This is a genomic window from Pantoea sp. GbtcB22, assembly GCF_019091025.1.
Lineage (GTDB): Bacteria > Pseudomonadota > Gammaproteobacteria > Enterobacterales > Enterobacteriaceae > Pantoea > Pantoea leporis.
Genome location: NZ_JAGXKB010000985.1, coordinates 1 through 231, shown reverse-complemented (window position 1 = coordinate 231; position 231 = coordinate 1). Strand labels below are relative to the sequence as shown.

Below are 231 nucleotides of genomic sequence, written 5' to 3'. Positions count from 1 at the left end.
CAATCCCCCCCCGCTCTTTCTTCGACCACCAGCGCACCTTGGTTCGCACGCACGACTGCCAGCCCATGCCCTGGAACCAGCCGCACAGGAACAGCACTACAAACATCACCATGATGCTGGAGGTGGCCCACGGCACGAACCCCATCTCCAACATTACCGCTGCGGCAAGGATCAATCCGGCGGGCAAAAACACGAGCGGATTCGAGCGGTCTGAGACCGAGCCCATAATGA

General features: G+C 60.2%; 1 pseudogene. It reads right to left on the bottom strand.

The annotated features are described in order from the left end of the window. Window positions 1-231: pseudogene (gene glpT, locus KVT28_RS28065) on the bottom strand (glycerol-3-phosphate transporter); the annotation flags it as partial.